Annotated in this window: 28 protein-coding genes; 10 read left to right on the forward strand and 18 right to left on the reverse strand. The window is 67.5% G+C overall.

The annotated features are described in order from the left end of the window. Positions 1–51 precede the first annotated feature (51 nt). Positions 52–2,436: a DNA translocase FtsK 4TM domain-containing protein gene (locus F1640_RS08520; RefSeq protein ID WP_194918708.1), complete on the reverse strand. Its 2,385-nt coding sequence runs from the start codon at positions 2,434–2,436 to the stop codon at positions 52–54. An 84-nt stretch (positions 2,437–2,520) separates the two neighbouring features. Next, positions 2,521–3,078 (reverse strand): thiamine phosphate synthase, encoded by a 558-nt coding sequence (locus F1640_RS08525; protein ID WP_194918710.1) that lies wholly within the window; start codon positions 3,076–3,078, stop codon positions 2,521–2,523. Between F1640_RS08525 and F1640_RS08530 the strand changes: the two genes are divergently transcribed. Then, entirely contained in the window at positions 3,077–3,736 is a 660-nt protein-coding gene (locus F1640_RS08530) for a YggS family pyridoxal phosphate-dependent enzyme (protein WP_194918712.1), read from the forward strand. The genes F1640_RS08525 and F1640_RS08530 overlap by 2 nt on opposite strands. A gap of 37 nt (positions 3,737–3,773) precedes the next feature. On the opposite strand, the gene F1640_RS08535 is transcribed toward F1640_RS08530, so the two are convergent. The 4 genes from F1640_RS08535 to secB all read right to left on the reverse strand — a co-directional run bounded on the left by F1640_RS08535 (position 3,774) and on the right by secB (position 7,856). Beyond that, positions 3,774–4,490: a DUF4136 domain-containing protein gene (locus tag F1640_RS08535; protein ID WP_124808150.1), complete on the reverse strand. Its 717-nt coding sequence runs from the start codon at positions 4,488–4,490 to the stop codon at positions 3,774–3,776. Positions 4,491–4,679: 189 nt separating this feature from the next. Beyond that, complete coding sequence (gene trpS, locus F1640_RS08540; RefSeq protein ID WP_194918714.1) at positions 4,680–5,696, reverse strand: tryptophan--tRNA ligase; 1,017 nt, start codon at positions 5,694–5,696, stop codon at positions 4,680–4,682. Between the two features lie 10 nt (positions 5,697–5,706). Then, on the reverse strand, positions 5,707–7,278 hold the full coding sequence (murJ, locus tag F1640_RS08545; RefSeq protein ID WP_194918716.1) for a murein biosynthesis integral membrane protein MurJ: 1,572 nt from the start codon (positions 7,276–7,278) through the stop codon (positions 5,707–5,709). Between the two features lie 53 nt (positions 7,279–7,331). Next, complete coding sequence (gene secB / locus F1640_RS08550; protein ID WP_124808147.1) at positions 7,332–7,856, reverse strand: protein-export chaperone SecB; 525 nt, start codon at positions 7,854–7,856, stop codon at positions 7,332–7,334. Positions 7,857–8,126: 270 nt separating this feature from the next. On the opposite strand from secB, the gene F1640_RS08555 reads away from it, so the two are divergent. From F1640_RS08555 to F1640_RS08565, 3 genes are read left to right on the forward strand one after another with little or no spacing between them, the layout of a single operon-like run. After that, complete coding sequence (locus F1640_RS08555) at positions 8,127–8,807, forward strand: Tim44/TimA family putative adaptor protein (RefSeq protein ID WP_125954048.1); 681 nt, start codon at positions 8,127–8,129, stop codon at positions 8,805–8,807. Between the two features lie 7 nt (positions 8,808–8,814). Continuing rightward, a complete protein-coding gene (locus F1640_RS08560) occupies positions 8,815–9,993 on the forward strand; it encodes a murein transglycosylase A (RefSeq protein ID WP_194918718.1) in 1,179 nt (392 codons plus the stop codon). Further along, a complete protein-coding gene (locus tag F1640_RS08565; protein ID WP_194918720.1) occupies positions 9,990–10,577 on the forward strand; it encodes a Smr/MutS family protein in 588 nt (195 codons plus the stop codon). The genes F1640_RS08560 and F1640_RS08565 overlap by 4 nt, the downstream gene beginning before the upstream one ends. 25 nt (positions 10,578–10,602) lie before the next feature. Here F1640_RS08565 and dapE read toward each other — a convergent pair whose 3' ends face one another. From dapE to rpmH, 8 genes are all read right to left on the reverse strand, one after another. After that, positions 10,603–11,727, reverse strand: coding sequence for a succinyl-diaminopimelate desuccinylase (gene dapE, locus F1640_RS08570; protein ID WP_194918722.1), 1,125 nt, complete (start codon positions 11,725–11,727; stop codon positions 10,603–10,605). Between the two features lie 54 nt (positions 11,728–11,781). After that, entirely contained in the window at positions 11,782–12,462 is a 681-nt protein-coding gene (locus tag F1640_RS08575; RefSeq protein ID WP_194918724.1) for a glutathione S-transferase family protein, read from the reverse strand. Positions 12,463–12,668: 206 nt separating this feature from the next. Beyond that, positions 12,669–13,253, reverse strand: a complete 585-nt coding sequence (locus tag F1640_RS08580; RefSeq protein WP_125954051.1) for an outer membrane protein — start codon at positions 13,251–13,253, stop codon at positions 12,669–12,671. A 262-nt stretch (positions 13,254–13,515) separates the two neighbouring features. After that, entirely contained in the window at positions 13,516–14,199 is a 684-nt protein-coding gene (yihA, locus tag F1640_RS08585; RefSeq protein WP_124808141.1) for a ribosome biogenesis GTP-binding protein YihA/YsxC, read from the reverse strand. Further along, on the reverse strand, positions 14,196–15,977 hold the full coding sequence (yidC, locus tag F1640_RS08590) for a membrane protein insertase YidC (RefSeq protein WP_194918726.1): 1,782 nt from the start codon (positions 15,975–15,977) through the stop codon (positions 14,196–14,198). Before yidC ends, yihA begins: the two co-directional genes overlap by 4 nt. Before the next feature lie 77 nt (positions 15,978–16,054). Next, entirely contained in the window at positions 16,055–16,267 is a 213-nt protein-coding gene (gene yidD / locus F1640_RS08595; protein ID WP_124808139.1) for a membrane protein insertion efficiency factor YidD, read from the reverse strand. Beyond that, the gene (gene rnpA / locus F1640_RS08600; protein WP_309229226.1) at positions 16,264–16,719 is read right to left on the reverse strand and encodes a ribonuclease P protein component; all 456 of its coding nucleotides are present in this window, start codon (positions 16,717–16,719) and stop codon (positions 16,264–16,266) included. The genes yidD and rnpA overlap by 4 nt, the downstream gene beginning before the upstream one ends. A gap of 38 nt (positions 16,720–16,757) precedes the next feature. Beyond that, positions 16,758–16,892 carry a 50S ribosomal protein L34 gene (rpmH, locus tag F1640_RS08605; protein WP_018075531.1) on the reverse strand — a complete coding sequence of 45 codons (135 nt, stop codon included), beginning with the start codon at positions 16,890–16,892 and terminating at the stop codon, positions 16,758–16,760. Positions 16,893–17,097: 205 nt separating this feature from the next. Here rpmH and F1640_RS08610 point away from each other — a divergent pair, with 205 nt between their 5' ends. Further along, positions 17,098–18,447, forward strand: coding sequence for a sensor histidine kinase (locus tag F1640_RS08610; protein WP_194918728.1), 1,350 nt, complete (start codon positions 17,098–17,100; stop codon positions 18,445–18,447). Positions 18,448–18,487: 40 nt separating this feature from the next. Here the strand turns inward: F1640_RS08610 and F1640_RS08615 are convergent, their stop codons facing one another. The 3 genes from F1640_RS08615 to F1640_RS08625 form a co-directional block, all read right to left on the reverse strand. Then, complete coding sequence (locus F1640_RS08615) at positions 18,488–20,800, reverse strand: CDC48 family AAA ATPase (protein ID WP_124808137.1); 2,313 nt, start codon at positions 20,798–20,800, stop codon at positions 18,488–18,490. 401 nt (positions 20,801–21,201) lie between these two features. Further along, on the reverse strand, positions 21,202–21,717 hold the full coding sequence (locus tag F1640_RS08620) for a COG3650 family protein (protein WP_194918730.1): 516 nt from the start codon (positions 21,715–21,717) through the stop codon (positions 21,202–21,204). A 71-nt stretch (positions 21,718–21,788) separates the two neighbouring features. Further along, positions 21,789–22,568, reverse strand: coding sequence for a universal stress protein (locus tag F1640_RS08625; protein ID WP_124808135.1), 780 nt, complete (start codon positions 22,566–22,568; stop codon positions 21,789–21,791). 171 nt (positions 22,569–22,739) lie between these two features. Here F1640_RS08625 and F1640_RS08630 point away from each other — a divergent pair, with 171 nt between their 5' ends. Then, complete coding sequence (locus F1640_RS08630; protein WP_194918732.1) at positions 22,740–23,387, forward strand: HAD-IA family hydrolase; 648 nt, start codon at positions 22,740–22,742, stop codon at positions 23,385–23,387. 6 nt (positions 23,388–23,393) lie between these two features. On the opposite strand, the gene F1640_RS08635 is transcribed toward F1640_RS08630, so the two are convergent. Continuing rightward, positions 23,394–24,266: a LysR family transcriptional regulator gene (locus tag F1640_RS08635; protein WP_194918734.1), complete on the reverse strand. Its 873-nt coding sequence runs from the start codon at positions 24,264–24,266 to the stop codon at positions 23,394–23,396. Between the two features lie 91 nt (positions 24,267–24,357). On the opposite strand from F1640_RS08635, the gene F1640_RS08640 reads away from it, so the two are divergent. Genes F1640_RS08640 through F1640_RS08655 form a run of 4 tightly spaced genes read left to right on the forward strand, consistent with a single transcriptional unit; the run spans position 24,358 to position 26,961 of the window. After that, complete coding sequence (locus F1640_RS08640) at positions 24,358–25,068, forward strand: CoA transferase subunit A (protein ID WP_124808132.1); 711 nt, start codon at positions 24,358–24,360, stop codon at positions 25,066–25,068. Then, positions 25,068–25,703, forward strand: coding sequence for a CoA transferase subunit B (locus tag F1640_RS08645; protein ID WP_194918735.1), 636 nt, complete (start codon positions 25,068–25,070; stop codon positions 25,701–25,703). Before F1640_RS08640 ends, F1640_RS08645 begins: the two co-directional genes overlap by 1 nt. Positions 25,704–25,715: 12 nt before the next feature. Next, complete coding sequence (locus F1640_RS08650) at positions 25,716–26,270, forward strand: glutathione peroxidase (protein WP_194918737.1); 555 nt, start codon at positions 25,716–25,718, stop codon at positions 26,268–26,270. A 7-nt stretch (positions 26,271–26,277) separates the two neighbouring features. After that, positions 26,278–26,961 (forward strand): glutathione S-transferase, encoded by a 684-nt coding sequence (locus F1640_RS08655; protein ID WP_194918739.1) that lies wholly within the window; start codon positions 26,278–26,280, stop codon positions 26,959–26,961.

A 26,961-nucleotide genomic window follows, 5' to 3' on the forward strand; every position in this document is an offset into this window, starting at 1 on the left:
ATACGCGGAAACCTTTAAGACTCGCTTAAGTGCGGAGGTTCGAGGGCAATCCTACAGCGGGTTGCCGTCGCGATCGCGGTATATCTCGCGCCGGCCGACATGGTTGGCGGGGCCGACCAGCCCATCGGCTTCCATCCGCTCGATCCATTTCGAAGCGGTGTTGTAGCCCACGCCCATCTGGCGCTGGATCCAGCTGGCCGAAGCCTTCTGGCTTTCGAACACCAACTGGCAGACCTGCCGGTACTTGCGGTCTTCCGGATTGTCGGACGCGGCATCGATGTCATCGAAGCCGAAGCCGCCGTCTTCCGGCTCCTCGGTGACCGAATCGACGTATTCGGGCGATCCCTGCGCGCGCCAGTGATCGGCCACGCGCTCCACTTCCTCGTCCGAGACGAACGGACCGTGGACGCGTTTGATCGGGTCGGTGTTGGGCTTGTAGAGCATGTCGCCCTTGCCCAGCAGCTGTTCGGCGCCCTGTTCGCCCAGGATGGTGCGGCTGTCGATGCGGCTGGTGACGGCGAAGCTGATGCGCGTGGGCAGGTTGGCCTTGATAACGCCGGTGATGACGTCCACCGACGGGCGCTGCGTCGCCATGATCAGGTGGATGCCCGCCGCGCGGCTCTTCTGCGAAAGCCGCTGGATCAGCACTTCGATTTCCTTGCCGACGGTGACCATCAGGTCGGCCAGCTCGTCGACGATGACCACGATCTGCGGCAGCGTCTTGTAGTCGAGCTGCTGTTCCTCGAACAGTTCCTCGCCGGTATCGGGATCAAAGCCCACCTGGATTCGCCGGCCCAGCGGCTTGCCCTTGGCTTCGGCGGTGCGGACCTTCTCGTTGAAGCCGGTCAGGTTGCGCACGCCCACCGAGGACATCATGCGGTAGCGCCGCTCCATTTCCTCCACCGCCCATTTCAGCGCGCGAACGGCCTTGGCCGGCTCGGTCACCACGGGCGAGAGCAGGTGCGGAATGTCGTCGTAGCTCTTGAGTTCGAGCACCTTGGGATCGACGAGGATCAGGCGGCACTGCTGCGGCGTGAGCCGGTAGAGCAGCGAGAGCAGGATGCAGTTGAGGCCGACCGACTTGCCCGAGCCGGTGGTGCCGGCGACCAGCAGGTGCGGCATGGTGGCCAGATCGGCCACCACCGGTTCCCCCGCGATGTCCTTGCCCAGGATGATCGGCAACAGCGCCTTCGCATCGACGAACTTGTCGCAAGCCACGATCTCGCGGAACGAGACCATGTCGCGCACGGCGTTGGGCAGCTCGATGCCCATCACGGTGCGGCCGGGGATCGAGGACACGCGCGCCGAAATCGCGCTCATGTTGCGGGCGATGTCGTCCGCCAGGCCGATCACGCGGCTGGCCTTGATGCCGGGGGCCGGCTCCAGCTCGTACATCGTCACCACCGGCCCGGTGCGGACGGCGGTGATCTCGCCCTTCACGTTGAAATCGTCGAGCACGTTCTCGAGCAGGCGCGCGTTGCGTTCCAGCGCCAGCTTGTCGATTTTCGGCTGCGCACTCGCCGGCGCTTCGACCAGCAGGTCAAGGCCCGGCAGCTCGTATTCCGAGAACAGATCGCCCTGCCGTGCCTTGGCGTTGAAGGTGGCGGGCGCCGTCGCGCGCGATGGATCGGTAATTTCGGTCGGTCGGCGCGGCGCAATCGCGGTTTCGACATCCAGCGGGGTTGATGGCGTAACCGTCGACGCCTCGCGCCGCTCGGCCTTTTCCTTTCTGGAAACGGGCGTCGCGGGGGAGTCCGCACCATCCGCCGCCTGCGGCGCGCGGGCCGGCAGCAGACGCGGGAGGCGGAACATGCGTGCCCAGTCGAACGCGAACACCCGCCCCGCGATCAGCGCGCCAACACACAGCGCCACCAGCGCGACGGGAAGAATGATCCAGCCCTCGGCGGGCCCGGCAAGGTGCGCGATGGTGCGCACCGCCGCCGCACCGATCAGGCCGGTAAGGCCGCCCATACCGGCGGGCAGACCGAATCGTGGCGCGGTGAAAGCCAACGCCAGCGTCGTGCCGATCAGCACCATCGCCACCATCAGCAGACCGGTCGGCCGCAACCAGCCCGGATCGGGCGTGGGGTCTTCGTCCTCGTCCGCGTCGATCAGGTCGCCGGCCGCTTCCCACAGCCGGCGCGCAAACACGAACAACAGCGGCAGCAGCAGCACCGAAGCGGCGCCGAACAGCATCAGCACGCGCTCCGCCGCCCAGGCGCCGGGCAGCCCCATCCAGTTTTCGACCGGCCCGCCGGCTGCGGTGCTGCCCGAAGGGTCGGTCTGCGTGTAGCTTGCCAGCGCCAGCGCCAGGAACAGCATCAGCGCGAACAGCGCGGTGCCGCCGATCAGTTCCAGGCTGCGACGCAGGCTGCGGCGCAGAACCGCGCGCCAATCCGCGCCCGCCCTTCCTGGAATGATTGCACGAGATGCCATGATGACCCTTGTCCCTTTCGCCCCATCATGCGCCGGAAGGGGAGTCACCGTCAAGAATCCAAGGGAATCCCGCGAGTCCCACGATCACGAAAGGCCGTCGATGGCGGCCCAGCCGTGGCTGCGCAAACGCCCCGCCCGCCGCCGGTTCATCCCGCCAAGCGCGATCACCGGCACGCCCGACAGCGCCGCGAGCAAGTGGAACCGGACCGGTCCCAGCACGCGCGCGCCGGGGTGGCTGCGCGTCGCGAACGCGGGAGAGAGCAAGACCGCATCCGCCCCGGCGCGGGCCGCCCGGCGCAGTTCCGCCAGATCATGCGCGGTCGCCAGCCGCAGGCCGCTGGTACGCCTGCCAAGGCGCGCCGGCGCGGCATAGGCCCCGTCCGCGCGCCATGCCCGGGCCTCCACCGCCGCGCCCGAGAGGAGAATGGAGTGGCCGTGCCGCCGGCAAAGCCGCCGCAACGCCCCGAATCGCACCCGGCGCGCGGCCGGTGCAAGGTGGTAGTGCCGGAACACCAGCCCGCTTCCGCGTGGCAGGCGGCCCAGCGCGCGTTCCAGCGTGGCATCGTTGCGCGCATCGCTGAGGAGGAGGATCCGGGGGACGGGGTAGCGCTTCGCCATGCGCGCGCTATAGCACCGCGCCATGAGCCAGCCAGCCACTCCGCTTGAAGACATCCGCGCCCGCATCGCCCAGGCCGAACGAATCGCCGGGCGCCCGGCGGGCGAGGTCACGCTCGTCGCCATTTCCAAGACCAAGCCGGCCGAGGCGATCCTGCCGCTGATCGCGCAGGGACAGACCGTGTTCGGCGAAAACCGGGTGCAGGAAGCGCAGGCCAAGTGGCCCGCGCTCCGCGAGGCGCATCCCGCAATCGCGCTGCATCTTGTGGGCCAGCTTCAGTCGAACAAGGCCGAGGACGCGGTACGGCTGTTCGACTGCATCCATTCGCTCGACCGGCCAAGCCTCGTCTCCGCGCTGGCCCGGGCGATGGACAAGGTCGGCCGGCGGCTGCCCTGCTTCGTGCAGGTCAACATCGGGGAAGAGGAACAGAAGGGCGGCTGCGCGATCGCGGACCTGCCGGCGCTGCTGACGGAGGCACGGGCCGCCGATCTGCCACTGGCGGGGCTGATGTGCGTGCCGCCGGCCGGGATCGAACCCGCGCCGTTCTTCGCGCTGCTCGACAAACTGGCGGACGACAACGGCCTTCCCGGCCGCTCGATGGGCATGAGCGGCGATTTCGAGACCGCGATCATGCTGGGCGCGACGCACGTGCGCATCGGCAGCGCGCTGTTCGGCGCGCGATAGGGCGGCCCTCCCCGCGTGGGCGGGAAGGGCCGGCCGGTTACTTGACCTGCTTGACCGTCTTCTTCTCGGGCGCGACCGAGATGCGCAGCGTTTCGCCGTTGTGGCCGGGGAAATCGGTGAACATCGCTTCGACCAGGTTCGGCACCAGATAGGGCAGACGGTTCGATTGCGAGGCCGCCTCGGCCTTGCCCTCGAACAGACGCTTGCCATCGGCGCGGCTATCGATCTTGAGGTCGATCCCGCTGGTATAGACGGTCACCACATCGACCGAGTTGTAGCCGCCGCCCCAGAAGAACGGATCGTACCAGCCGTAACCCCAGCCGCGACGGCCATAGAAACCGCCACCACCGTAAAAGCCGCCACGGCCCCAGAAGCCCGGGCCATAGCCGCCGTACCACGGCCCCCAGAACGGATCCGGGCCGACGCCGGTGGTGCGCACGCGATCGCGCCCCTGGTCGACGCCATAGTCGAAGTGGACGATCAGGTCGGCATTGTCGGGGCTGGCGGCAGGCACGTAGCCCACCTTCTGCAACTGCGCCGCGACCAGCGAGGCGTATTGCGAAAACTCCAGACCGCCTTGGTTGCGCGGGTTTTCGGCAACGATCGCGAACGTCTGTCCGGCCGGGGCGGGCAACTGGCTCTGGAAACGGGAGACCTTGGCGTCAAAGGTCGATGCGCAGCCTCCCAGACTGGCGAGAAGCAGCGGCACGGCAACCAAGGCAAGTCCGCGATTCCGCTTGGTATTCTTGTTCATTCAACGCGACTCCTGTGAGCGGCCCGGCTGCCCCGGTTCAGGCGGACGCACCTGTCTTAGCACGACATCCCGATAGCCGGGAGGTGCTGAATGCGCGTTGAATGGCGCCGAAACATTTCGTGACCGGCGGGAAACTTATGGTCCGAACCGGGGGCTGTTCCACCACGGGACAGCCCCCGTCCGCACCCGTCAGCGTACCAGCCCCAGCGCCGCGTAAGCCGCGTCTAGCGTCGGCACCGCCAGCGCCCGCGCCTTTTCCGCGCCCTTGCGCAGGATGGCGTCGAGCGCCGCGCGATCCTCGCGCAGTTCGCGGTAGCGGGCCGCCATCGGCGCCAGCTTCTCGACCAGCAGTTCGCCCAGCGCCGGCTTGAACGCGCCGAAGCCCTGCCCCGCGAAATCGCGCAGGACATCGGCGGCGGTGACACCGGCCATCGTCGCGTAGATGCCCACGAGGTTCGCCGCCTCGGCGCGCCCGGCCAGCCCTTCGACCTCGCCGGGCAGCGGTTCCGGGTCGGTCCGGGCCTTCTTCACCTTCTGCATGATCGCGTCGGCGTCATCGGTCAGGTTGATACGGCTCATGTCCGAGGGATCGGACTTGGACATCTTGGCCGAACCATCGCGCAGGCTCATGATCCGCGCCGCTTCGGGCGGGATGATCGGTTCGGGCAGGGTGAACACCGGCGCCTCTTCCGATGCGAAGTCGTTGTTGAACTTCTGCGCCACGTCGCGCGCCAGTTCGAGGTGCTGCTTCTGGTCCTCGCCCACGGGGACGTGAGTCGCCTGGTAGAGCAGCACGTCCGCCGCCTGCAGCACCGGATAGGTGAACAGCGCCACCGACGCGCCTTCGCGGTTCTTGCCGGCCTTGTCCTTCCACTGCGTCATGCGGTTGAGCCAGCCCATCCGCGCGGTGCCGTTCAGCAGCCATTGCAGTTCGGCATGGGCTGGCACCTGCGCCTGGTTGAACAGGATCGACCGATCCGGATCGATCCCGCAGGAAACCAGCGCGGCCACCATCTCGCGCGTATTCGAAGCGAGTTCCGCCGGGGTGTGCGGCATGGAAATGGCGTGGAGGTCTGCCAGGAAATAGAGGCAGGTCGCGCCTTTGGCGGTCCATTCGTCCTGCATCCGCACCCAGTTCCGGATCGCACCCAGGTAATTGCCGAGGTGAAGATTGCCCGTGGGCTGGATACCGGAAACGATACGCATGGAACGTGCCTTATGTGGTGCGCCTGCGCCGCAGGAGAAGCCGCAGGTCGTCCTTCGAGAATGCCCCGAGCAGGACGGTGGCGAGCCCATAGACCACGCCGCCCGCCGAAACCAGTGCGGCCAGCGCCAGGCAGCGCACCATCCACGTCCCGTGGACGTAGGGCGTCAGCGCATCCTGCGTCAGCCACAGCACCACGCCCATCGCCAGCGCCGCCAGCGCCAGCCGGGGCGCCCGCCGCCGCAGGCGCGCGTCGGCGGCGAAATGCCCGCGCGCGACCAGCGTGCGATAGAGCAGCCAGACGTTCACGGTGGACGCCAGCGCCGTCGCCAGCGGCGGCCCGATGTGCTTGAGCGGCACGATCAGCAGCAGGTTGCCAACCAGGTTCACCACCATCGACAGCGTGGCATAGCGCACCGGCGTCTTCGTATCCTGCCGGGCATAGAAGCCGGGCGTCAGCACCTTGACCAGGATGTAGCTCGGCAAGCCGATCGAGAAGGCCGCCAGCGCCTGCGCGGTGAAGTGCGTGTCCTGCGCCGTATAGCGGCCATAGCCGAACAGCGCGGCCGCGATCGGCTCGCCGCTGACCACCAGCGCGACCGTAGCCGGCAGCGTCAGCAGCAGCGCCAGCTCCATGCCCCGGTTCTGCGTTTCCATCGCCTCCGCTTCCGCGCCCGCGCCAAGCTGGCGCGAAATGGTGGGCAGCAGCACGGTGCCGAGGCCGATGCCGATCAGACCCAGCGGCAACTGGTTCAGCCGGTCCGCCATGTAGATATAAGTGACGGACCCGTGGGCCAGCAGCGAGGCGGCCAGCGCGGTCGAGATGACGAGGTTGATCTGCACCGCGCCCGCCCCGGCGGCGGCTGGCCAGATCAGCGCCATCAGCCGCTTCACGTCCGGGTTCAGGCGCGGCAGGCGCAACCGCAGGCTGACGCCGTTCTGGCGGCAGGCCCACGCGAGCCACAGCAGCTGGAGCAGGCCCGAAACCGAAACCGCGATCGCCTGGTTGCGCGCGGTCACCAGCGGATCGTGCGAATGGAACAGCAGCAGCGCGGCGATCAGCGTCAGGTTCAGCAGTATCGGCGCGGCGGCGTTGACCCAGAACTTGTGCAGCGAATTGAGAATACCGCCGAACAAAGACACCAGGCTTATCAGCATCAGGTAGGGAATCGTGATCCGCGAAAGCTGCACCGCGAAGGCGAACTGATCGGGACTGACCCCGTTGAACCTGCCCGAAAGCAGGAACGTGACCGGCCAGGCGAACACTTCCAGCAGCACGGTCATCGCCAGCAGCACGGGCAGCAGCACAGCCAGCGCCTGTTCGGCGAAATGCAGCCCGTCCGGCAGCCCCCGCCCTTCCGGATCGCCAACCTTCTGGTTGAACATCGGGATGAACGCCGAGGCGAAGGCGCCTTCCGCGAACAGCGCGCGGAACATGTTGGGCAGGCGGAACGCGACCAGGAACGCGTCCGACGCGAAGCTGGCGCCGATATAGCGCGCGAACAGACTGTCGCGCACCAGCCCGAGCACGCGGCTGGCGAGCGTGAGCCCGCCGATGGTGCCGGTGGCCTTGAGGAGGTTCATGGCCTTGTCATGGCCGCTTCAGGGCTCCGCCCGACCGACCGGCACGCGCCGGATCAGGCGTTGCCGACCGGATCGCCCGCGCCGGCTTCCTCGGCCTGGCGCTGCGAAAGCTGCTGGAGATAGAGCCCGTTGAAGTCGATCGGCTCCAGCATCAGCGGCGGATAGCCGGCGTCGCGCACGGCATCGGCGATGATGCGGCGGGCGAAGGGGAACAGGATGCGCGGGCCTTCCGCGTACAGGAACGGATGCGCCTGATCGTCGGGCACGTTGCGCATGCCGATCAGGCCGCCATAGGACAGTTCCACCAGGAACGCGGTGCCCTGCGCGCCCTTGGACGTCACGTTGATCTTCAGTTCGATCTCATGGACGTCCTGCGCGATGCTGCGCGCGCCGATGTTGAATTCGATCTGGATATCCGGCGCGTCCGTCCACTGGTAGCTTTCCGGCGCGTTCGGATTTTCGACCGAGAGATCCTTCACGTATTGCGAGATCAGGCCGATCGCCGGCGCAGTATCCTCGCCGTTCGGGGCCGGCTGGCCGAGGTTCAGATCGCTGATGATATTGCCTTCGTCGGCCATGTCCGTGCTTTCCTGCAAGAATTGCGGTTCTTTCCGGCGGGCGCGTAGCATCATGGCGCTGGCGCGGCAATCCGGGCCGGGACAGGGACGTTGCGAACCGCACGAAAGCGGCGTTGCAGGCGTGTGACACCTCTTTCACGAAAACGGCCGCGTGACGGAAACGGCTGGTCGTCCATATGTTGTTCATTTGTAATTCGTACCTATTTGAGGCACGATGAACCGGTGTCGGGGAGATATGGCTCCCGGCGCCCGCTTCTTGGGACAATGAGTGTGGTTGTTGAAATTGTCATTCTGGCGATGATCGCGGCTTTCCTCGGCCTCCGGCTCTATTCGGTGCTGGGGCGCCGTCCGGAACAGAACGAGGAACCGCTGCGCCGCCGTGTGGAACAGCCTGATCCGTCCAGCGCGCCGCGCACGCTGGCGCCCAAGCTGCCGGAAAAGGCGCCGGTCGCCCTCCGCCCGCAGACCGCACAACCCGTTGAGTTCACAGGATTCGACCAATCGGCAGAGGCCGGCATTCGGGCCATCATCGGCGCCGACCGCCGGTTCGATGTCGGCCTGTTCCTGGTGGGTGCGCGCGGCGCTTATGGCATGGTGCTGGAAGCGTTCTGGCGCGGCGACAAGGAAGCGCTCGGCCAGTTGTGCGACCGCGATGTCTATGAAGGCTTCGCCGCTGCGATCGATGCGCGCCTCGCCGCAGGCGAAACGCTCGATTCGCGCCTGATCCGAATCGAGGAAGCGAAGATCGTTTCCGCATCGTTCGACGCACCCGTTGCCCGCATCACGGTCCGCTTCACTGCGGATATCGCGTCGGTTACCCGCAATGCCGATGGCGTGGTGGTGGCGGGCTCGCTTGATGACGCGATCGAAAGCCGCGACCTGTGGACGTTCTCGCGCGATCTGACCTCGCGCGATCCGGACTGGCTGCTCGACGAAACCGACGAGGGATAATTTCCCCATGCTGCGGCGCCGCACGGCGGGCCTGCTTCTGGCACTGGCCCTGCTGAGCGGCTGCGTGCAGCTGATCCCGGGAACCACGCCTCCCCCTGTACCGCCCGTCGGCACCACCGCCGCGTCGTCCACCCTCATCCCTGGCCCCCACCCCGGATCGCTGGGCATGGACGCGGGGAGGGCGTCCGACGCGCTCGCGGCCTTCGTCACCAGTTGCCCGCGCCTTGTGGCCCGGGCCGATACCAGCGGCCTCACCCGCCCGCAGGACTGGTCGGACGCCTGCAACGCCGCCCCCGGCTGGCCGGCCGCCGACGCGCGGCGCTTTTTTGCCACGTTCTTCGAGACCGCGAAGGTCGCCGACGGATCGGCGTTCGTCACCGGCTATTACGAACCGGAAATCGCCGGGGTGCGCACGCGTCAGCCGGGATTCGACGTTCCCGTCTATAGCCTGCCGCTGGACCTTGTCCGCGCAAAGCCCGGCGATGCTCCGCCCCTGCCCGACGGGCTGCAGCCCAAGGGCCGCTATGACGAGACCGGGCGGTTCGTGCCCTATTACAGCCGCGCCGAAATCGAGGACGGCGCGCTCGCCGGCAGGGGACTGGAACTGGCCTGGGCGGCCGATCCGATCGCGTTCTTCTTCCTTCAGATTCAAGGATCGGGGCGGCTGCGCGCGCCCGATGGCTCCGTCATCCGGCTGGGTTATGCCGGACAGAACGGGCTGGACTACACCGGGATCGGATCGCTGATGCGCGATCGCGGCCTGATCGGAACCGGACCGGGCCAGTACCCCGGATCGATGCAGGGCATCGTCCAGTACCTGCGCAATCATCCCGCCGAAGGCCATGCGCTGATGCGCCAGAACGCGAGTTGGATCTTCTTCCGCGAACTCACCGGCCCCGGCCCGATCGGCGCGCTGTCCGTGCCGATCAGCGGCAGAACCACGCTCGCCGCCGATCCGGCCTTCGTCCCGCTGGGCGCGCCGGTGTGGCTCCGCACCGACCGGCCGGAAACCAACGGCCTGTGGGTGGCGCAGGATACTGGCGGCGCGATCCGGGGCGCCAACCGCTTCGACAGCTTCTGGGGTGCCGGCGCGGACGCCGCGACCATCGCCGGCGGAATGAGCGCGCATGGCGAAGCGCTGCTGCTGCTGCCGCGCGGCACGCTGGAGCGGCTGGGGCGCCGATGAAACCGCCGCGCGGCCTGTCGCCCGAAGAAGCGGCGCTCTGGCGCAAGGTGGCCGAAACGGTCACGCCGCTGCATCCTGCCCGGCGCGCGCCACCGCCATCGCCGGACGCGGCGGACACGCCGGTTCCCACGCCGCCCGCACCGGTCCGGAAGCCGAAAGGCCGTGTGCCACCGCCCCGGCCCGTTCCGGCTCCGGCAGCCGCTCCCCCGCCGCCGACCCGCAACGGGCTCGATTCGAGCTGGGATCGCAAGCTGGCGCGCGGCACGATCGATCCGGACGTGACGATCGACCTGCACGGCATGGGGCTGGACGCGGCGCATGGCCGTCTCGTCAACGGCGTGGGGCAGGCGCTGGCGATGGGCGCGCGCGTGATCCTGCTGGTCGCGGGCAAGCACCGGCCGCGCGACGACCATGGCTTCCACAGCACCGACGGACGCGGCGAACGGCGCGGGGCGATCCGCGCCAAGCTGCTCGACTGGCTGGCGGCCAGCCCCTATGCCGACAGGATCGCCGCCGTCCGCCCCGCGCAACAGCGCCACGGCGGCAGCGGCGCGGTCTATATCGTCCTGCGCCGCGCGCGGTAAGGCCGTGGCCAGTCAGGTTCGGTAGTCAGGCCAGCGCCGCGCGCACCACGCGATCGTAGATGCGGGTCAGCACGGCCAGGTCTTCCATCGCCACCGCCTCGTCCGTCTTGTGCATCGTCGCGTTGCACAGGCCGAATTCGATCACCGGACAAACCGCGCGCAGGAACCGCGCATCCGATGTTCCCCCGCTGGTGGAAAGCTCGGGCGCAAGGCCGGTTTCCGCCGCGATCGCCTCGCTCAGCAGTGCCGAGAACGCGCCGGGCAGCGTGATGAAGCTCTCGCCCGAGATCACCGCATGAACTTCGACGCGGTGCCGTTCACCGATAGCGTTGACCCGGCCGACCAGTTGCTCGCCCGAATGGAGATCGTTGAACCGGATCGAGAGCCGCGCGGTGGCCTGCGCCGGGATGACATTGGTCGCCGGGTTGCCCACGGTGATGTCGGTGATTTCCAGGTTCGAAGGCTGGAACCAGTCGCTGCCCCGATCCAGCTCCAGCGCGTCCAGCTCGGCCAGCATCGCCACCAGGCGCGGGCAGGGATTGTCGGCGAGATGGGGATAGGCGACATGGCCTTGCGCCCCGCGCGCCGTCAGCCACAGGTTGACCGATCCGCGCCGGCCGATCTTCACCGTATCGCCCAGCCGGTGGACCGAGGTCGGCTCGCCCACCAGGCACAGATCGGGCTGGGCGCCCACGGTGTTCATGTGTTCGATCAGGGCCACGGTGCCAAAGCGGGCCGGGCCTTCCTCGTCCCCGGTGATGATGAAGCTGATCGTGCCGGCCTCGGCCGGAATGGCGGATACCGCCGCCACCATCGCCGCGATCGAGCCTTTCATGTCCACCGCGCCGCGCCCGTACAGCAGATCGCCGCGCCGTTCCGCCACGAAAGGCGCGCTGCTCCAGCCCTCGCCCGGCGGCACTACGTCGACATGGCCCGCGAAGGCGAAGTGGCGGCTGCCCGGCGGCCCCTCGCGGATCGCGAAGAGGTTTTCCACCGGCCCGTCCGGCGGATCGCCAGCGATGAAGCGGTGCACCGCGAACCCCAGCGGTTCGAGCATCGCCTGAAGTGCATCGAACACCAGCCCGGCGGCCGGGGTGACGCTGGGGCATTCGATCAGGCGTTCGGCGAGAAGGACGGGATCGGTGGTCATCGACGCGGCCTTACGCGATGCCCACGCGCTTGGCGAGCCGGGAACAATCCGCAATCACGCGGCGGCGGAAGGCCCGTCGAACTGTTCGATCGTCCATTCCTCCTCGCTGGCGGCGGCCACCCAGGCCCGCACCCATTCGTGATCCCAGATCGCCTGCATATAGGTCACGGCGAAGCCGGGCACCGGCACGCCATAGCTGAGGAAGCGCGAGACGACCGGCGCGTAGATGATGTCAGCCGCGCTGAACGTGCCGAACAGGAACGGCCCCCCCTTGCCAAAACGCGCCCGCGCTTCGGCCCACAGGGTGAGGATGCGCACGATGTCCGCGCGCACCTCGTCGGTCACGGCCACGCCCTGCATCCGCTTGCGGATGTTCATCGGCAGTTGGCGGCGCAGCGGCAGGTAGCTGGAATGCATTTCGGCGACCATCGACCGCGCCATGGCCCGCGCATCATCCGCGCGGGGCCAGAACCGTTCGCGCCCCACCTTGTCGGCCAGGTATTCGATGATGGCCAGGCTGTCCCACACCACCGCGCCATCCGGCCCGTCACCGTCCCAGAGGATCGGCACCTTGCCCGACGAGGGCGCGAGATCCTCGGCCTTGCGGGCCTCGTCCCAGTCTTCGCCATAGAGCGGTACCGTGATTTCCTCGAACGCCAGGCCCGATTGCTTGCAGGCCAGCCAGCCCCGCAGCGACCAGCTCGAATAGTTCTTGTTCCCGATGATGAGCTTCATGGCCGCCCTTTCGCACCTGCGGAGGGCGTAACCGTTCATGCTGGGCCTGTCGAGCATGAACGGGCGAGTGTCCGACAGGGGCAATTGTGCCTTGCAAACAATCATAAAGCCGGGCCGCCCAGCGGCGCCCCGGCTTTACCATGCCCGCGAACCAGCCTTCGCGGGAAAGGCCCGGAAGCGCCCCGCAAGACGCTTCCGGGACGTGTTCAGAAGCGATAGGCCACGCCGGCCAGGACCTGATGACGGTCCCACTTGCCGGTGCCCTGGCTCGCATCGTTGTAGCGGTATTCGAGCCGGGTCGAGAAATGCGGCGTCAGCGAGCGTTCCACGCCGCCACCGACGACCCATGCGTCACGGTCTTCGCCCGCGTTGGCATTGGCCAGATAGGTGCGGGCGCGGATGCTGGAATAGCCGCCACGGGCATAGACGAGCGTCTTGTCGTTGACGAGGTAGCCCGCGCGGACGGTCAGATCGATCGAGCGCTTCGGATCGATGGTGACGCCCGGGCCATAGACGTTGTCCTGGATGCCCCAGTTGATGCCCGCCTCGGCGCCCACGACGACCTTCGGGTTGATCTTGTGGTCATAGCCGATGAAGCCGCCCAGCTCGAAGGAATCCTTCTTGCCGTTCACGCCCACGGCGCCGACATCGGTGTTGATCCCGCCGATCTTGTCCTGGTTCCAACCGGCCTGCACGCCCACGAAAGGCCCGTTGAAGGGTTCGGCCGAGGCCGGAGCGGCCAGCCCGATTGCCAGTGCGGAAGCCGCGGCGGAAACAAGAAAAGTCCTCATATTCAATCTCCTGCAAGACGAGGCGCGTAGCTCAGCGTCTCGGCGGCCCATGTAGTGCGGGCGCAGGCGATTGGGATTGGCATTAGGTCGAAGAAGATGTTCGACCTTTCCCGAACTTGACGGGTTTGCGACGAAGCCGGGATTGGCGGTCAACCCGGCGGAGCGCAGGAAAATCGTCTGCGCGTATTTTGCACCTGCCGCACCCGGGGATCACCGCCGCGCGGCGCCGCCATGCGTGCCCCGTAGGACGCCAGACATGCGTTCAGATTTCGGAATCTTCCAGAACGGCCGCGCGCAGATCCTCGATGCCCAGCTTCAGCTCGGACGAGGTGACCAGCACTTGCGGGTAGGCGGCCGTGCGCTTGCGCGCCGCCGCCTGCGTATCGGCCAGCACTTGCGCCAGGTCGGTGGCCTTGATCTTGTCCGCCTTGGTCAGCACCACGCGATAGCCAACGCCCGCCTCGTCGAGCATCTGCATCATCTCGTCATCGACCGGCTTCACGCCGTGGCGGCTGTCGATCAGCAGCAGCGTGCGCTTCAGCACCACCCGGCCACGCAGGTAATCACGCACCAGACGCCGCCATTGCTCCACCACCTTGGGCGGGGCCTTGGCGAAGCCGTAACCGGGCATGTCGACCAGCCGCAGGCGTGTGGGTTCGCCCACTTCGAAGAAGTTCAGTTCCTGCGTGCGCCCCGGCGTGACCGAGGTGCGCGCGATCGACTTGCGGCCGGTCAGCGCGTTGAGCAGCGAGGACTTGCCGACGTTGGACCGCCCGGCAAAGGCGATCTCCGGCACTTCGGGATCGGGCAAGAACTTGAGCGCCGGGGCGGACTTCAGGAAGTCCACCCGCCCGGCGAACAGCAACCGCGCGCGTTCCAGAAGGTCCGCGCGGGCTGCCTGCTCCTCGGGCGAGAGCGCGGGAGACGAGAGCGCGGGTTCGCTCACCGCGCCTTCGGCTTCTTGTCGCGCGCGGCGGCGCGGTCGATGTCCTGCTGGTCCTTCGACGCCTGCGCCTTCAACTGCGGGTGGCGGCTGTAGAGGTACTTCTGCTGCCCGATGGTGAGCAGGTTGGACGTGATCCAGTAGATCAGCAGGCCCGCCGCGAACGGCGCCATCACGAACATCATGATCCACGGCATCATGCCCATGACCTGCTGCTGCGCCGGGTCCATCGCCGCCGGCTGGAGCTTGAACTGCAGCCACATGGTGATGCCGAGCAGGATCGCGAGGATGCCAATGCCGAGGAAGCTGGGCGGATCGAACGGCAGCAGGCCGAACAGGTTCAGCACGTGCAGCGGATCGGGCGAGGACAGGTCCTTGATCCACAGCACAAACGGCTGGTGGCGCATTTCGATGGTCAGCACCAGCACCTTGTACAGCGCGAAGAACACCGGAATCTGCAGGAAGATCGGCAGGCAGCCGGCAAGCGGGTTGACGCCTTCCTGCTTGTACAGCGCCATCACTTCCTGCTGCTGCTTCTGCTTGTCGTCCTTGTAGCGTTCCTGGATCGCCTTCATCTTCGGCTGGATCGCGCGCATCGCCGCCATCGAGGCGAACTGGCGCTGCGCCACCGGGAACATCATGCCGCGCACGATCAGCGTAAGCAGGATGATCGCCACGCCAAAGTTGCCAACGGTGCGGAACAGCGCATCGAGCAGCCAGAAGATCGGCTTTTCGAACCAGCGGAACCAGCCCCAGTCGATCGACAGCGACAGGTTGGTGATCCCCGCCTTCTCATAGCGTTCGAGCGTGGCGTTTTCCTTGGCCCCGGCGAACAGGCGTACGGTCTGGCTGGCCTGCTGCCCCGCCGCGACGGTAACCGGGTTATAAAGCAGGTCGGCACGGAACAGGCCATCGCCCAGCGCGCGGAAATCGCCCTGCGCCTGCGTGCCGCCATCGGGAATCAGCGCGGAGAGCCAGTAGATGTCGGTAAAGCCGATCCAGTTCGGCTTGCCCTTGGGCGTGACCGTGCCGGTGCCGATCACATCCTTGTAGTTGTTGCTGAAATCGACCGAACCATCGAAGGCGCCGATCGGCCCGGAATGCACGTTCCAGGTATCGAGGCTGGCGGTGCGGTCGGTCCGGTTGACGAGCGCGAAGGGGCGCACCACCACCGGCGCGCCACCCGCGTTGGCCACCGTCTGCGTGGCCGTGACCATATAGGCATCGTCGATCGCGTAACGGATCGCGAAGGTCTGCCCCGTCGGGTTGGTCCACTTGAGCGTGACCGGGGTCTGCTGCGTCAGCTTCCGGCCATCCGCCTGCCAGACCGTGTTGGCATCAGGGGCCTGCACGCCCTGCCCGACCCAGCCGAATTGCGCGAAGTGCTGCGCCGGCGTGCCGGCGGGCGAGAACAGGCGGACAGAGGCGCTGCCCTTGGCGATGGTCTCGCGATACTTGTTGAGCGTGAGGTCATCCAGCACACCGCCGACAAGGTTGATCGAGCCCTTGACGCCCGGCGCCTCGATCGCGACGCGCTGCGGCGAGGCAAGCGCAAGCTTGAGGTCCTGCTTTTCCAGCGCGACATCGGCGGGGTTGAGCAGGCCACCTTCGCGCGTCGGCTTGGCGGGCCGCGCATCCGCACCGGCCGGCGCCGGGGAAGCGCTGGCGCTGGCGACGGGCTTGGCAGGCTGCGGGAAGAAATACCGCGTGCCGAGATCCCAGCCGAGCAGCAGCAGGGCCGTGAGCGCCACCGCCCAGATCAGATTGCGCTGATTTTCCACTCTGCCTCGCGTTCTTGTCTTTGCTTGCCTTGCAGGAAGATGCCCGGTGGACCATGCGACCGCCGGAACATCGCGTCTCAGGGCACCGGATCGTAGCCGTGGCCGCCCCAAGGGTGGCAGCGCAATAGCCGCTTCGTCGCCAGCCAGCCACCCCTAATCGCGCCGTGTTTCTCGACCGCCTCGATCGCGTATTGCGAGCAGGACGGCATGTAGCGGCAGGAGGGCGGAAGCACCCGCGAAGGGCCAAGCTGCCAGCCCCGCGCGATCAGGATGAGCAGGCGTTTCATCATGGCCGGCGCTGTTTGCCGCCCGTTGCCTTGCCGCCCGTTGCCGCGCCGTCTGCCGCCTTGCCGCCGCGGGAGCGCCGGCGTGGCGGATCGCCCTTGCCGGCGGCGGCCCGTGCCAGCGCCTGCGCCAGTTCCTGCCGAAGCAGCGCGAAATCCCGCTCGACGCCGCCTTCGCGGCCGATCAGCACGTGGTCCGCGCCGGGCACACCAATGGCCGGGAGCGCGTCGCGCAGCAGTTCACGGAACCGGCGCTTCATGCGGTTGCGGACCACCGCGTTGCCGATCTTCTTGGTGACCGTAACGCCGAACCGCATCGCCCCTTCGGGGTGCGAAACGGGGTTCACCAACAGCACGAATCCGGGCCTTGCGACCCGGATTCCGCGATTGGCTGCCAGGAAATCCGCACGCTTCGCCAGCGTGGCGGGCTGCTTGCGCGGAACAGGCGGACCGGGCACGTCAGCCCGGATGCCGTCCGCGCAAGTCCGGTCGGCGATCAGGCCGAAAGGTTCTTGCGGCCGCGGGCGCGGCGCGCGCGCAGCACCTTGCGACCACCGACAGTGGCGGTGCGGGCGCGGAAACCGTGACGGCGGGCACGCACGAGGCGGCTGGGCTGGAAAGTGCGCTTCATCGCTAAACTCTTCTCGCTCGAATCTGCAAAAGGACACCGCCGCCGCAAGCGACGGGCCGGAATCAGAGGGCGGCCGATACGCAAGCATGGCCCGCGCGTCAAGCATTCCCGCGCATCATGGCCGCTGACGGCGCCATCCATGGCCCGCCCCATCAGCCGCATGGCCGCTATTGTAGCGCCATCCGCGTTCCGTTAGGCCCTGTCCATGGGTTCAGCGCCAAATCCCCAAACCGCCCCGATCGGCATCACCTCCCCGCCGGGCGGCGGCAGATGGCGCCGCAATGCGCCGCGCACGTCGGTCTTCGCCTTGTTCGGCGTGGTCGCACTGGCGCTTCTGGGCGCTTTCGTCCTGATCTTCGCGACGGTAGAGGCGGAACGGATCCAGCGCAGCCAGGCCGCGCGCACGTCGACCGTTCTGGTCGCCCTCAATGGCGTCGTGGGTGCCACGCTCAACGGAGAAACGGCCCAGCGCGGCTATTTCATCACCTATGACAAGCGCTATCTCGCCCCCTACTGGCGCGGACAGAAGGCCTACGAGACGGAGATCGCGCGGGTGCGGTCCAGCCTTGGGGCAGAGGCCACGCAACAACAGACGGAACTGGTCGACGAGATCGAGCGGCTGGGCGACGCGAAGTGGGCCGAAATGGGCGCGACGGTGACGCTGGTGGCCCGAGGCGAGATCGCCGCGGCGCATGCCCGCATTCTCAGCGACGAAGGGCAACTCGCCATGGACGGGCTGCGCGAGGCGGTCGGACGCCTGGAGACGGTGGAGCGCGCGAGGCTGGCGGACGCCAGCCACCGCGCCGCGCGCACCGAAGCGCGGATCGTGCCGCTGCTGTCGCTGCTGTTCGCGGTGATCGTCTGCGCGCTGGCGCTGGGTCTGTGGCAGACGGTGCGCATGAGCCGCGCCGAGGCCGCCGCCGCCAATGCCGAAGCGATCGCGGAGGCGCGTGACCGTGCCGACCTGCTCGCCAAGGAACTGAACCATCGCGTCAAGAACCTGTTCGCGGTGATTCTGGCGGTGGTGAAGATGTCGGCGCGGGGCGATACCGCTGCCGCGCCCGCGGTGGACCGGATCAGCAAGCGCATCCATGCCCTCGTCACCGCGCACGACGTGACACAGGGTGGCGACGGCGCGGAGGCCGATTCGCGGGTCGACCTGGCCGACCTGATCGGCAAGACGATCGCGCCCTACCGTTCCTCTGGCGAACGCTGCGTGCTCGATGGTCCGGCCCTGGCCATCGACGGGCGGCATGCCATGCCGCTGGGCCTGGTGCTGCACGAAATGGTGACCAATGCGGTCAAGTACGGCGCATGGGCTCGCGCCGGGGGGCTGCTGGAAGTTCGCTGGCAGGATGTGGACGGCCGCGTGCGGCTGGTCTGGCGCGAAGAAAGCGAGAACGCCCCGCCGCCGCCCGAAGGCGGCAAGCCGGAACGCGAAGGCTTTGGATCGATGCTGATGCGCAGCTCGGCCCGCCAGCTCGGTGGCACCATCGAACGCCGCTTCGAGGCGGCCGGCATCGTGATCGAGATCGACTTCCCCAGGGTGGGCTGACAGGAACGGCTTCCCCAACCCGGGGAAGCCGTCCTTCCGGTTACCGGTGCTTGGCCTCGCGCGTGGACTGCACCATGCCGGGCGTGATGAAGCCCAGCGGCCCGGGTTCCATCGCGCGCTTCTTCAGTTCGCCTTTCATCCGGGCGTAGTCTTCCTCCATTTCCGGCGTCACCGTGGCGCGCGAATGTTCGAGCGCATCGGCGAAATCGGCGGCGTTGACCGTTTCCACCCCGCCGCCCGCGCGACGAATGGCGTTCAGGCCGGCGCGGCGCACCACGTCTTCCAGATCGGCGCCGGTGAAGCGCTCGGTCTCCGCCGCGATGCGATCGAGATCGACATCGCCGGCCAGCGGCATCGCCTTGGTGTGGATGCGCAGGATGCGCGCCCGCCCCTCGGCGCTGGGCGTGCCGACATAGACCAGCTCGTCGAAACGGCCGGGGCGCAGCAACGCCGGATCGACCAGGTTGGGCCGGTTGGTGGCGCCGATCAGCACCACCGACTGCAATTCCTCCAGCCCGTCCATCTCCGCCAGGATCGTGTTGACCACGCGCGCCGTCACCTGCGGTTCACCCACCCCGGTCCCGCGCGCGGGAACCAGGCTGTCGATCTCGTCGATGAACACCACGCAGGGCGCCACCTGCCGCGCGCGGGCAAACAGCTTGGCGATCTGCTGTTCGCTTTCGCCGTACCACTTGCTGAGCAGGTCGGAGGACTTGATGGCGATGAAGTTCGCCTCCGCCTCCTTGGCCACCGCCTTGGCCAGCAGCGTCTTGCCGGTGCCCGGCGGGCCATAGAGCAGGAAGCCCTTGGCCGGCCGGATGCCCAGGCGGTGGAACGCTTCGGGCGTCTTCAGCGGCAGTTCCACGCCTTCGCGCAGCTTGTCCTGCGCCTCGTCGAGCCCACCGATGTCGCTCCAGCCGATCGTGGGCGCCTGCACCATGACCTCGCGCATCGCGCTCGGCTGCACGCGCTTGAGCGCCTGGACGAAATCGTCGCGCTCCACGCGCAGCGCGTCGAGCACTTCGGGCGGGATCGTCTGCTGGTCGAAATCGAGCCGGGGCATGATCCGGCGCACCGCCTCGATCGCCGCCTCGCGCGCCAGCGCGGCAAGATCGGCGCCGACAAAGCCGTGCGTAGTCCGCGCCAGTTCGCGCAGATCGACATCCTCCGCCAGCGGCATGCCGCGGGTGTGGATGCCCAGGATCTCGCGCCGGCCGCTCTCGTCGGGCACGCCGACCACGATTTCGCGGTCGAACCGGCCGGGCCGGCGCAGCGCCTCGTCGATCGCGTCGGGCCGGTTGGTCGCGGCGATGACGACGAGGTTGGACCGCGCCTGCAGCCCGTCCATCAGCGTCAGCAGCTGCGCGACCAGCCGCTTCTCCGCCTCGCCATGCACTTCGCTACGCTTGGGCGCGATCGAATCGATCTCGTCGATGAAGATGATCGAGGGCGCGTTCTGGGTCGCCTCCTCGAACACCTCGCGCAGGTGCTTCTCGCTCTCGCCATAGGCCGAGCCCATGATTTCCGGGCCGTTGATGGTGAAGAAGCTGGCGTCGCTTTCGTTGGCGACGGCGCGTGCAAGCCGGGTCTTGCCGGTGCCCGGCGGGCCATGCAGCAGCACGCCCTTCGGCGGATCGACGCCCAGCCGCGTGAACAGTTCGGGATAGCGCAGCGGCAGTTCCACCATCTCGCGCAGCTGGCGGATGGTATCGCCCATGCCGCCCACGTCATCGTAGTTCACGTCGGCGCGGCTGCTGCGCGGTTCCTCGTATTCGGCGCGCAGTTCGACTTCGGTGTTCTCGTCGATGTGGACCACGCCCTTGGGCACGGTCGACACCACGGTGAGGCGGATCTGCGTGAGCGCGAAGGCCGGCGCGTTGAGCATCTGGCGCAGCTGCGGCGGCATGTCGCCCCGGTTGACCTGCTGCTGCCCCGCCGTGGCGACGAGATCCCCGGTCACCAGCGGCCGACCGGCGAAATTGCGCTTGAGCGCGATGGCCGGCCCCTGCAGCCGCAGATCGCGCTGCGCCGGGGCAAAGACCACGCGCTGCGCCGGACGCGTTTCGATCTTGCGCACTTCGACGTGTTCGCCCGAACCAACATCGGCATTGGCACGCTGCAGCCCGTCAAGCCGGATCACTTCCAGCCCCTCGTCTTCGGGATACGGCAGTATCGCCCGCGCGGCCGTGCTGCGCTTGCCGGTGATCTCGATGACGTCGCCTTCGGTCACGCCGAGCTGGCCCATGACCGCGCGGCTGATCCGCGCGATGCCGTGGCCGCTTTCCTCCTGCCGGGCTCCGGCGACCTGAAGCCGCACGACCCTGGTGTCCTCGCGTGTCGCTATATCCGCCATGGCCCCTTTCCGTCCGAAACATTGCCTGATCCAGAGCTAGGAACCGGGCGATGCTTTTTCAAACGTCGAACGGAAGAAACGGTTGCAGGAAAAGCAACCGAAAGCCGGCGCACGCCCAAAGCGCCACCGCGGGGCGTGTCACGAGGACAAGAAAAAGCCCGACCGTTGCCGACCGGGCTGAAAAGTTTTGGGAGAGGATGCCTGAAAGGCAGTTTCTGTATGCCTAGCAAACAAAATTTGTGCAAGTGCGAAACAGTCAACTACAATTGCAAAAACTGCAATACAACTGTTTTCTATCTGCTTTCCTGAACGCTCTCCGTAACTATGCGTAGCAAACGCGTGTCATTTCGGGAGCACGAAGACCACCGCCCGCCACGATGCTGCAGTGCAACCGCAACCGGTCAGCGCCCGCGCGCGCAACCCCGCTCGATGTCCGGCCCGATCTCGCGCGTCACCGCATAAGGGTACACGCGATCGGACATGCCATCGCTGCATGGCCCGGCGGCGATGCGCAGGGTCAGCGGCTTGCCGTCGAGCGTGCCGGCAAATTCGACGAAATCAGGCCCGGCGCGCCGGGTTACGGTGATTTTCGCGCCGGCCGGGAAATCCGGCGTGGAATACGTCAGGGCCGTGCCGTCGATGTCCGCCCCCCAGAACGGTTCGGTGCCGGTGGCGCGCAGCCGGGCGGGCAAGGCCAGCGTATCGGCCGCAACAGTCCCGGCATGGCCCGGACCGGAACGGGGTGACTCGACCGCGACAGAGGGCGATGCCACGATGGCGATGGCCGCATCGGTTGCACCGCCCTGGCCGGTATCGTCTTCGGGCTCTGGCGCGGCATTCCGGCAACCCGTAACCAGCGCGCCGGCCAGCCCCGTCAGCACCAATGCCCTGAAGATGCGCCGCACGGACACGATCATGGTTTCCCGACCACTTGCAGAAAGGCCGGAAACCTAGCCGCAATGCCTCGGGCGCGCCAGTCGGCCGGCGATCAATGCGCCAGAAGCAATGGAATCAGCGACCGGTCGAGCAGGGCGCGCGAAACCCCGCCCAGCAACAGTTCGCGCAACCGGCTGTGCCCGAACACCCCCATCACGATGAGTCCGGCGCCCAGATTGCGCGCCGTCTCCTCGATCGTGGCCGCGATCGTCCCCTTGGGCTCCACCGCGTGAACCTCGGCGGTCACGCCATGCCGCGAAAGGTAGCGCGCCGCATCGGCGGCGGGGAAATCCTCCGATTTCTCCCGCACGGTAACGATGTGGACCTGGCTGGCCAGCCGCAGCAGCGGCAACGACGCACGCAGCGCGTTCGCCGCCTCATGGCCGCCATCCCATGCCACGACAGCCGGACCATCGAACACGAGCATCGGCACGCCCTTGGGCAGGGCCAGAACCGGGCTGCGCACGCCGACGGCGATTTCTTCAAGCGCCGGCTCGTCCAGACTGGCCACTATGACATCGGTAAAGCGCGATGCCGCGGCGACGCCTTCCACGCGGCCATTGTCGACGATTTCCACGTCGAAAGGCACGTCCTGCGGCGCGAGGCGCGCCTCGAGATCGGCCGCGCGCCTTTCATCCGCCTCCCGCACCTCGGCGATGGCGGCGGCGGAAAGGGTCGCACCGCCGAACGGTTCCCACACGGCCATCTGGGCAAACGGCGTGGCGATCTGGAACGTGACGTGCCCGTTCACCACACGGGCCAGGGCCAGCGCTGTTTCGACCCGGTCGTCCAGCGTGGACGACGAATCGACGGGGCAAAGAATGGAGCGCATAGGGATCCTCCTTCAGTGTTGCCTTGTGACTCGCAGCATCGGCCCGCCCGCGCCATGATCCAAGTCAAATCGGATCGATGCGGCGCCGCTTGCCGTGCGGCGTGTGCGCGTCCATGGTCCCGCCGCAAACCCCGAGCAGGGGCCCGGGACAGGGTACATGAGGGAGCAGGCATGGCGTTTCGCGCGGTTATCTTCGATTTTGGCGGCGTCATCACGTCCTCCCCTTTCGAGGCGTTCAACAGGCTGGAGACCGAACGCGGGTTGCCGGCGAACCTGGTCCGCAAAATCAACGCGACCAATCCCGACAGCAACGCCTGGGCGCTGTTCGAGCGCTCGGAGATCGATGCGGCCCGCTTTGACGCGCTGTTTGCCGCCGAAGCGCGTGCGCTGGGGCATGATCTGGAAGGCAGCGCGGTGCTGGCGGTGCTGGCGGGCGCGGTCCGCCCGGCAATGGTCGCCGCGCTCGATCGCATCAAGGCGGCCGGCTATCGCCTGGCCTGCATCACCAACAACGTGCCGGCCGGCCACGGCGCCGGCATGGCGCGCAGCGCCGACGGCAACGACGAGCTGGAACGGATCTTCGCCCGGTTCGAACATGTGATCGAAAGCAGCAAGGCCGGCGTGCGCAAGCCCGATCCGCGCATATACCGGATGATGTGCGAAAAGCTGGGCCTGGAACCGGCGGACTGCATCTACCTCGATGACCTGGGCATAAACTGCAAACCCGCCGCCGCGCTGGGAATGCACGCGATCAAGGTGACGGGCGAGGCGCAGGCGCTGGCGGACCTCTCCACCGCGCTGGGGCTGGACCTGGGCTGATAAGGCTCAGCCTTCGATCCTCAGGGCGCCCGCGCGGCGATAGAGTTCCAGGATCACCGGGTCCTGTTCGGTCGCGCGGATCGCCGCCTCGAAGCGGATCGTCCGGTGCGGGCGCGGCAGCACTTCCACCAGCGTTCCCGCCGCCATTTCGGCGCGCACCATCGTTTCCGGCAGCACCGCCGCGCCGCCGCCGCCCGCCACGATCTCCATAAGCATCCGCACGTTGTTGCAGGTGTTGATCGAAGAAGCCTGCACGCGCTGTTCCGCCAGCGTGGCCATGGTCACCGCGTGGAGCGGCGAATGCGCGGGCACCGACCATACCGGCAAGGGCCGCGCGAACCCGCCCTGGGCGACCGTCCCCGGACTCGCCAGCCAGACCAGCCCGACCGACCCGATCCCGCAGGTCCGGATGCCGGGATTTTCCACCGGCCCGGCCAGGAAGGCAATGTCGGTGGTGCCGGCCAGCACCTGCTGCAGCATCCGCGCGGTCAGGTCGATCTCGATCTCCAGCGTCACGCCGGGCAGGTCGCGCTCGATCTGCTGAACGAAGCCGGGCAGACAGCTGGCCGCCGCGATCTCCCCCGCGCCGATCCGCACCACGCCGCTGGCCCCGGCGAAGTCGCTGGCCTTAAGCAACGCGCGTTCGAAGCCCGCCCACAGCGGCTCGCAATCGCGCACCAGTTCGCGCCCGCGCGCGGTCAGCACCATGCGCCGGCCTTCGCGCTGGAAGATTGCGATGCCGAGCTGATCCTCCAGCTCGCGCACCCGCGCGCTGATCGCCGGCTGCGTGGTGTTGAGCCGCTCCGCCGCCGCGCGGAACGTGCCCAGCCGCGCGATCCACAACAGGGTTTCCAGATGGTAGATGGCGATGCGTTTCATAGCCATTGTTTATCATAAAACATAAAAAAGTATCGCTATTTACAATTGATCTTTGCCGTTAGGATCGCGCGCGGAAAAGGGAGAGACCCGGATGTCCAAGAAGCTCTATCCCGATGCGGCAGCGGCGCTCGACGGCCTGCTGCGCGACGGCCTGCTCATCACCTGCGGCGGCTTCGGCCTGTGCGGCGTGCCCGAACGCCTGCTCGACGCGGTGCGCGATTCGGGCGTGAAGGACCTGACCTTCGCCAGCAACAACGCCGGCATCGACAACGAAGGCATCGGCAAGCTGCTGCGCACGCGGCAGGTGAAGAAGATGATCTCGTCCTACGTGGGCGAGAACAAGGAATTCGAACGCCAGTACCTTTCGGGCGAGCTGGAAGTGGAATTCTGCCCGCAGGGCACGCTGGCCGAGCGGATGCGCGCCGGCGGCGCGGGCATTCCGGGCTTCTACACCAAGACCGGCGTCGGCACGCTGGTGGCCGAAGGCAAGGAAGTGAAAGTCTTCAACGGCGAGGAATATATCCTCGAACAGGGCATCTTCGCCGATCTGGCGCTGGTGAAGGCGTGGAAGGCCGACGAGAGCGGCAACGTGGTGTTCCGCAAGACCGCGCGCAATTTCAACGTGCCCGCCGCCACGGCCGGCAAGGTCTGCGTGGTGGAAGTGGAGGAAGTGGTGCCCACCGGCAGCCTCGATCCCGACGCGATCCACCTGCCGGGCGTTTACGTCCAGCGCATGATCGTGGGCGCGCCCTACGACAAGAAGATCGAATTCCGCACCGTGCGTGCAAGGGAGACCGCGTAATGGCTTGGACCCGCGACGAAATGGCCGCCCGCGCGGCCAAGGAACTGCAGGACGGGTTCTACGTGAACCTGGGCATCGGCATCCCGACGCTGGTGGCGAACCACATTCCCGCCGGCATGGAAGTGACGCTCCAGTCCGAGAACGGGATGCTGGGCATCGGCCCCTTCCCCTATGAGGACGAAGTGGACGCCGACCTGATCAACGCCGGCAAGCAGACGATCAGCGAACTGCCGCAGTCCGCCTATTTCGACAGCGCGCAAAGCTTCGCCATGATCCGGGGCGGGCATATCGACCTGACCGTGCTGGGCGCGATGGAAGTGGCCGAAAACGGCGATATCGCCAACTGGATGGTGCCCGGCAAGATGATCAAGGGCATGGGCGGCGCGATGGATCTCGTCGCCGGCGTGAAGAAGATCATCGTCGTCATGGAACATTGCGCCAAGGACGGCAGCCCCAAGTTCATCCCGGCCTGCACGCTGCCGCTGACCGGCCGCAACGTGGTGGACATGGTCGTGACCGACCTGGCCGTGTTCCAGCGCCCGGACCACGCGTCGCCGTTCCGCCTGATCGAGCTTGCGCCCGGCGTGACGGCGGACGACGTTCGTGCCAAGACGACGGCGCACTATATCGAGTAGGGGACGAATACCATGAGCGCCGAACTCGCCGCGATCCCGCTGACCCGCATCGACGGCCAGCCCGATACCCTGGCCAACCATGCCGGCAACGTCCTGCTGGTGGTGAACGTGGCGTCGAAGTGCGGGCTGACCCCGCAGTACGAGGCGCTGGAGACGCTCTACGAGGCCCGCCGGGATGCGGGTTTCGAGGTGCTGGGATTTCCGGCCAACGATTTCGGCGCGCAGGAGCCCGGCACGCACGAGGAAATCGCCGCGTTCTGTTCGCTGAACTATGGCGTGACCTTCCCGCTTTTTGCCAAGGCGGACGTGACGGGACCGGGCAAGCAGCCGCTCTATGCCGCGCTGACGCAGGCGCAACCCGCCAAGACCGGCCCGGCCGCCGAATTCCGCGAACGGCTGAAGGGCTATGGCATGACGCCTACCGAGGACCCGGAAGTGCTGTGGAACTTCGAGAAGTTCGTGATCGCGCGCGACGGCAGCGTGGTTGCCCGCTTTGCCCCGGCGGTGACGCCCGACGATCCGGCCCTGACAGCGGTGATCGAGGCGGAACTGGCCAAGCCCGCCTGAGGTTCGCATGTCCTACACGCTGATCACCGCTAACCGGAACTATTCCAGCTGGTCGCTGCGGCCCTGGCTATTGATGAAGGCGCTCGGCATTCCCTTCGCGGAACGGTTCGAGCCCTTCACCAAACCCAGCAATTACGACGAGTTCCGGGCCTTTTCGCCAACGGGCCAGGTGCCGGTATTGATCGACGGCGAACGCACTGTGTGGGATTCGCTGGGCATCGCGCTGTACCTGGCGGACCGCCACCCCGGCGTGTGGCCGGCGGATGAGGCGGCGCGCGCCTTTGCCCAGGGCATCGTCGCGGAAATGCACGGCGGCTTCAGCGCGCTGCGCAACGATTGCACGATGAACGTGGGCGTGCGGGTAAAGCCGCGCCCGATGTCGGCGGCGCTGCTGCGCGACGTAGCGCGGGTGGCCGAGATCTTCACGCAGGGCCTCGACCGCTTCGGCGGTCCGTGGCTGGCGGGCGAGGCTTTCAGTGCGGCGGACGCCTTCTTCGCGCCGGTCGCCTTCCGCGTGCGGACCTATGGCCTTGACGTCGGCCGAGGGCAGGCCTGGGTCGATCAGGTGCTGGCGCATCCCGCCATGCGGGACTGGGAACAGCAGGCGCTGGCCGAAACCTGGCGCGAGGCGGGCCATGAAGCGGAGCTCGCTGCCGCCGGCGAGATCATCGCCGACTACCGCAAGGCCTGA

This window comes from Novosphingobium sp. NBM11, from assembly GCF_015390225.1.
GTDB lineage: Bacteria > Pseudomonadota > Alphaproteobacteria > Sphingomonadales > Sphingomonadaceae > Novosphingobium.